The following is a 6642-nucleotide window of genomic DNA, read 5'->3' on the forward strand; positions in this document are numbered from 1 at the left end:
CATGATCCGCTTGCAACGACCGCTGCAGCTGATCACTGCCGCTGAGTCGACTCGTTATGCTCCCCTTCTCCTTCGTTTGGAGCCAATCACTAAATTTGCGTTGANGGCTNGCAACATTCTGGACAAGTTTCCTCTGTTCAGGAGTCGAGACGGGCCCAAGTTTGTGCAGTTCGTCTTTTAGTCGATCCTCGATGAGGCGGGTGTCATCGGGATAAGGATGAAGCGAGGCGTGCGATTTGGGCTCGGTGCGCAGGCCTTCGAGGTACTGCTGCAGCCGAGTGAAGCTCATGGAAATTTGTCCCGCCGTTTTCGAAAAGGTCTTGTAATCTGCCCGCAACAACTTTCGCTGTTGATCACAGCCGCTGAGTCGACTCGTTATGCTCCCCTTCTCCTTCGTTTGGAGCCAATCACTAAATTTGCGTCGATGGCTAGCTTGACTTGTGACAGTTTTCCTATTTGCGCCCTTGCTCAGCTGTTCAGTGAGGAAGCTATGGATGATCTCGGCGTCGTCGGGATAAGGATGAAGCAGGATACGCGATTGGGGCTCGGCGCCTACGTACTGTCGAAGCCGATTAAGACTCGCAAAGTTGTTTCCCTCGGCGGTAAATTNCGCATGATCCGCTTGCAACGACCGCTGCAGCTGATCACTGCCGTTGAGTCGACTCGTTATGCTCCCCTTCTCCTTCGTTTGGAGCCAATCACTAAATTTGCGTTGATGGCTAGCAACATTCCGGACAAATTTCTTCTGTTCGCTAGTCGAGTCGGGCCCAAGGTTGCGCAGAGAATCTTCTTTTAGGCCTTCGATGATGCGGGCGTCATCGGGATAAGGATGAAGCAGGATGCGCGATTGGGGAAGCCGATTGAGGCTCGCAGAGTTGTTTCCCTCGGCGGTAAATTGCTCGTGTTGACCTGCTACCGCGAACCGTTTGATGGGGCGCTCGTCTTGGGGATGCAGGTCGCTACCGGCAGAGGGGCAAGCACGCTTCCCAAAATCTTTGCGTATTTCTGAATAGACCACGTCGGACGCCGAGCCGTAGGACGACTTTTCTCCACGACCTCCCTCGGAAGAGACCTTCGCCACCGCCGACTTAATACGCGACCACAGCACTCTGCCCTTGTTATTCTTTGCACGCGCGACGGGGGGTGGTTCCGATGACGCTGTTGGGCGCGTACTGCCGAGCCTGCTATTCCGCAGATGGGACTGCGGCGGTATCCGCATCGAAATGCCCATGTCAGTGCGCTGGATATTGCCGTGCGCCTGCGGCTGCGGCTCAAATCCAGTTTCATTCGGAGGCACGTTATCTGACAGTTGCCTCAGCCACGACTGCTCTTGCAACGCGGTCTCGTCCCCACCGAGAGCGCCACGATGCGGTAGCGGGCGTAAACCAGACTGCCCTCCAACCGCGACCGTGTCACGCGAGACATCAGCCGCGACGGACTCGTTGCAAGTGGAGCCAGCACCTTCATCTTCTCGGCCGGAGTGCACCGGCTCCAGGGCCGAATGGAACGGTCGGCCTCCTTGACCAGGCGCAGAACCAGGGCATCCATCGATTTCTTCAGTGCTGTCGGCTCCAAACTCCGGCATTTGCGAACTACCGCAGCGACGAATGCCATCCATAATCCACCTCAATGTGAGCGAGAGACTGCAATTACGCCCGGCGTTCCCTTTGTAACATGCTGCCAGCATTACTCGTCGCAAACACTGGTCTATGCATCGTACTGGCAACACGCCCAGACCCACATAAAACGAGGCAGCGCTTGATGCAGAGCAGATCTCTCATCTCCTTGGAGCCGACCAGAAGCAAATACACTTTCGATATTGGGTCATCTGAAAGTAATATGCCTTTCGGTCGCGATCGCTCAAGCGTTGCTACGGTTGCGTTTCGATCCAGGAAATGCGCCCCAAGAAGCTGTGTTGACCAAAGCGAAGGCTTGGCCGAACACATGCGTCAGCGACTGGATGTGAAAAATTCAATGGCTTACTGGTTGCGTTTCAGGGATGATCCGGCCGGTCCAATGCGATCCTCACGGATCAGGGTTCGGAACTCGCCACCGCGGCCCGCGACGGAAACGAAGCCCAGATCGCTGAGACTGCACAGGCGCTCGGCCAGGCGATCGTCGATGCGCTGATCGAGGCATTCGATGGTCTCGCCGGCGACGAATGAGCCCCGCTTGGGCGGCACGACTGGCTGCGCCACCGGCAAGGATAGTCGATTGCGCCAATGCCTCCGAGGGCGAATTTCTGAAACCGAAGCCCGTCTCCCAGATAGCCGGTCGGCATCGTTTCAAAGTGAAGGTGGCTTCTGGAGGGGTCGATGAATCCGAGCAGTTGCGGGTCATCGAGGAAGATATCGATGTCATGGCTTTCGCGATGGCCAATCTGGATCATCGCCGTTCCGGCGCCAAATGACCATTCAAAGTCATCGCCCCCGGCATTCTCGCGAAGCTGGTCGATCAGGTCGATAGCAATGCGAAAAACCCGCCGCCATTCGGACGGGCGTCGGCTATCAGGTCCAGCCATTACGCCGCGAGTGGATAGCTCTCGCCGGACCAGGCAGAGAACTTGGCGGCAAAAGCCTTCAGGTCCTCAACCGCGATGTGGTGCGCGGTTGCGAACTCGACTTGCTGAGCGAGAGGAACCTCGCCGAGCAAGGCGCTGACATGACCGGGATGCTGCTTGGCCAGCTCGATATCAGCAAGGCAATGCGCCAGCGCCGCGTCGTCCAGTTGATCACTGTAGGGCGCGTTCACCGTCGTCAAGACTGAACCCAGATGCTTGCTCATCATGTGTGCAAGATAGTCATTTCAGGCTTGTCGCACAAGGCTCACGACGGGACAGTGGCGCGTCTCCAGACACGGCCGGTCCAACACGCCTACGTTGTTGGCGCGGCACGTTGAAGCCGTCAGGTTCTCGACAGCTTTCCCATGTCAGATCAAAGCCCAGCTTCAAACGGGTTTAGATTGCTGAAAGTGAGAACGGATGGAATTCCCCTCGACCAAGCGGGTACGTGGACAATCGGACATCGCGGGCCCGCGAGAGAGCTCACCTGCGGCTCGGTCCGCAGGTGAGGCGACCTTTGCGCGGCAACTGAGCGAGATCGCCAATTCAGGTGCAGGTGGTGGACCAATGCCGGCCGCCTCGGCGCCACAGCCGGCTCAGGCAACAGGGATTTTGACATGGCGCAGCAAGCAGCCTCTTCATGCCGAGGATGCTCCCCTTATTCTCGGGCTCAAGGAGGTTCTCCTTAACGGTGGTGCGGCCGAACATACCGCCAGGGATCATGTAAATATTCTTCTCCGTTTTGGCCGCTGGCTCTTCAAAAATAACAAAAAGCCTATTGGCGCTCGGCTCGACACCGTGTCGCTGACCGATGATGCGCACGAGTTCAGCGGAAACCCCACGAAGCTCCTGACGGCAATAGAGCATCTCCGGACCTGGCAGTTGACGGGCGGAGTCGTGCCGATCGCAGGCCGCGCCCAGCTGAATCCTCACCCCGAAGACGTGGCTCTCATCAAAGAATATAGAAACGAAGCGGCGACTGAGACCGGAAGAAGGGATGCAAGTGCGCTTAGGAGCTTCAGTGACTATCTGCGTCAAAACAACAAGAAGGGCATAGCTGGTCGGCTTTCCGGCAAGGCGTTGGATGAGGATCTCACGAGCTATAAGGACGAGGCCGATGATCGGAACATCGGTGCCGCACTGGCTCATCTGCGAAAGTCGCAGGCCGGCGCCAAGGCCATGGAGCTCGAGCGCCGTATTCCCCCTGCTCCTGATCCCGAAGACGTCCCACCGGCCGAGCCGATGCAGTTCGGCGAGACCGATGGGCAGCACTACGCGTCTCAGGACGCGTGCAGCTGGCCAAAGGAGCTTCCCACGGGAGGCTACGATGCTGTGCTTTTGGGACTGATGGACCAACTGGACCCCTCGCCCGCAGCGCCGCAGCCGGCTCAGTCAACTCAGCTTTTGAGAACTCTCAGCAACCGCCCTCTTCATAACGCAGATGCTGAGCTTATGTCAGGGTTTGTGACCGCCCTCGAGAGCAACGGCGTCGAGCGCGCCGCCACAATCCACGTAAGTACTCTCCTCAGCTTTGGCCACTGGCTCTTCACAAACAATAAACCTCCTATTAGCGACCGGCTCGACAAGCAGTCGCTGACCGATGATGCGCGCGAGTTCATCCAAAAGCGCAGTCCCGAGACACTCCGCACGGCTATGAGCCATCTCCGAACCTGGCAGTCGACGGGCGGAGTCGTGCCGATCGCCGGCCACGCTGATCCGACTCGCGAAGACGCAGCTCTCATAAAAGAGTACAGAAAGGAAGCAGCGACAAACACCGTCAGGAAGTATTCTACTGTCCTTCGGGGCTTCAGTGACTACTTGCGTCAAGCCAACAAGAAGGGCATTGCTGGTCGGCTTTCCAGCAAGGCGTTGGATGTAGATGCCAAGGAGTATAGGAAGGACGCCGGCGGTGATCGGAGCATCGGTCCCGCACTGGCTCATCTACGGAAGTCGCAGGCCGGCGCTAGGGCGATGGAGCGCGAGCGCCATATTGTCCCCATTCCTGATCCGCAAAACGCGCCACCGGTGGAGACGATGTGGGTCGGCGAAGCCGCTGGGCAGCACAGTGCGCCTCAGGACGTTGGCAGTTGGCCAAAGGAGCTTGCCGCGGAAAGGCACGGCAAGGATTTAAGATCGGGGCCGATGGACGAACCGGGGCCCTCCGCGTCGGTGTCGCAGCCTGCTCGGTCAACTGAGCGTCGCAGTAAGGGCCCTCTTCACCCCGATGATGCTGAGCTTATTTCAGGGCTTGAGCAGGCCCTCATCAATGCCTCCGAGCACACCGTAAGAGACTATGTACGCTCGCTTCTCAGCTTTGGCCGCTGGCTCTCCGCGAACAATAAAGATCCCATTAAAGAGCGGCTCGGCAGCCAGTCACTGACCGATGACGCGCGCGAGTTCATGGGAGAGCGTAACCCCAAGTCACTCATTGCGGCAATGGGTCATCTCTGGACCTCGCAGTCGACGGGGGGCGTCGTGCCGATCGCAGGCCGCACTGAGCTGAATCCTTATCCCCAGGACGGGGCTCTCATCAAAGAGTATAAAAACGAAGCAGCGACGGATGCCAGCAAGAGGAATGCAACTGCCCTCAGGAGCTTCAGTGACTACCTGCGTCAAAACGACAAGAAGGGTATTGCCGGTCGGCTTTCCGGCAAGGCGTTGGACAGAGATGCCAAGAGCTACAAGCACTATGCCGGTGGCGATGTAAGGATAGGGTCCGCACTGGCCCATCTTCGAAAGTCGCAGGCCGGCACCAAGGCGATGGAGCGCGAGCGCCATATTCCTCCCGTTTCTGGCCCCGAAGACGCGGCATCGACGGAGCCGATGGGGGTCGGCGGGCCTGCTGGGCAGAACAGCGCGTCGCAGGACGCTGGCAGTTGGCCGAAGGAGCTTGCTGCGGAAGGCTACGGCCAGGATTTGAGTTCGGTGCCAATGGATGAACCGGACCTCTCGTCCTCAGCGCCGCCGCCGCCTCGATCGGCAGGGCTTCGCAGCAAGCAGCCTCTTTATCCGCAGGATGCTGAGCTTATCAGGGGGCTTGAGGGCTCTCTCATCGAAGGCGGGGCCACGGAAGCCACCGCGAAACTCTATGTGCGTCTTCTTCGCAGCTTTGGCCACTGGCTCTTTAAAAACAATAAGACGAGCATCGTTGCTCAGCTCAACAACAACTCGCTCGCCGATGGTGGTGAGGTACTTGAATTCGTAGGAACGGGTGATCCCCGGAGACTCCGCACGGCAATAGGTCATCTCGAGACCTCGCGAGCGACGGGCGGAGCCGTGCCGATCGCGGGCCGCGCTAAGCCGCTCCAGATCCTTCCCGCAGACGAGACATCGCTCGAGCCGATCCGGGCCGGCGACACCGCTACGCAGGACAGCGCGTGGCAGGACGCTGGCAGTTGGCCAAGGGAGCTTCCCGCGGGAGCCCACGATGACTTTCCTTTGAGGCCGAAGGACCAAACGGGCGCGTCGTCCTCAGTACTGCGGCCGGGTCTGTCAACGGAGCTTCGCAGAAACCAGAAGCCTCTTCATCCCCAGGATGGAGCTCTTATTTCCGGGTTTGAGAACGACCTCAAGAACAAGGGTGAAGAACGCACCGCCAAGGGCTATGTACGTCGGCTTCGCAGCTTTGGCCACTGGCTGTTCAAGAATGACAAAGCGAGCATTGTTGCCCGGCTCGACAACAAGTCGCTGACCGATGGCGGTGAGGTGCTCGAGTTCACCGGAAATGGTGATCCCAGGAGACTCCTTAACGCAATGGACCGCCTTCGAACATGGCGGTCGACGGGCGGAGTCGAGCCGATCGCAGGCCGCGCTAAGCTGAATGCTGCCCCCGACATCGCCCGCGATCAGAATGTGCGTTTGGGGCTGACGGACGAGCCGGGCCCGTCGTGGTCTATCGAGCCAGCCCCGCGCCTTGATCAGCCACCGGATCCTGGAGCGTCCGAGCACCAGCAGTCCTGGCACCAGGGTGCACTTGCCAGGAGCAACCTCCTGCCAAGCCAGGAGCTCCTTATCAACGATGAGCGCGACACGGCTGAAGTGAGGCCAGCGAAGAGGCAGAGGACCCTGGACAATCCGCAAGA

At 58.9% G+C, this 6642-nt stretch carries 2 protein-coding genes and 1 pseudogene; 1 reads left to right on the forward strand and 2 read right to left on the reverse strand.

Annotated features, from left to right (window positions below):
- Positions 1–1979: 1979 nt before the first annotated feature.
- Positions 1980–2183 carry a hypothetical protein gene (locus MESCI2_RS1000000138180; protein ID WP_027038968.1) on the reverse strand — a complete coding sequence of 68 codons (204 nt, stop codon included), beginning with the start codon at positions 2181–2183 and terminating at the stop codon, positions 1980–1982.
- 337 nt (positions 2184–2520) lie between these two features.
- Complete coding sequence (locus tag MESCI2_RS0125595; RefSeq protein ID WP_245270475.1) at positions 2521–2787, reverse strand: hypothetical protein; 267 nt, start codon at positions 2785–2787, stop codon at positions 2521–2523.
- A gap of 340 nt (positions 2788–3127) precedes the next feature.
- Between MESCI2_RS0125595 and MESCI2_RS0125600 the strand changes: the two are divergent.
- A pseudogene (locus MESCI2_RS0125600) lies at positions 3128–6642 on the forward strand (hypothetical protein); the annotation flags it as partial.

This window comes from Mesorhizobium ciceri WSM4083 (assembly GCF_000519305.1).
GTDB lineage: Bacteria > Pseudomonadota > Alphaproteobacteria > Rhizobiales > Rhizobiaceae > Mesorhizobium > Mesorhizobium ciceri_B.

Bases quoted from the DNA above. Each gene is read 5' to 3' on its own strand.
- MESCI2_RS0125595 (WP_245270475.1), bottom strand. From the start codon at position 2,787: ATGATGAGCAAGCATCTGGGTTCAGTCTTGACGACGGTGAACGCGCCC.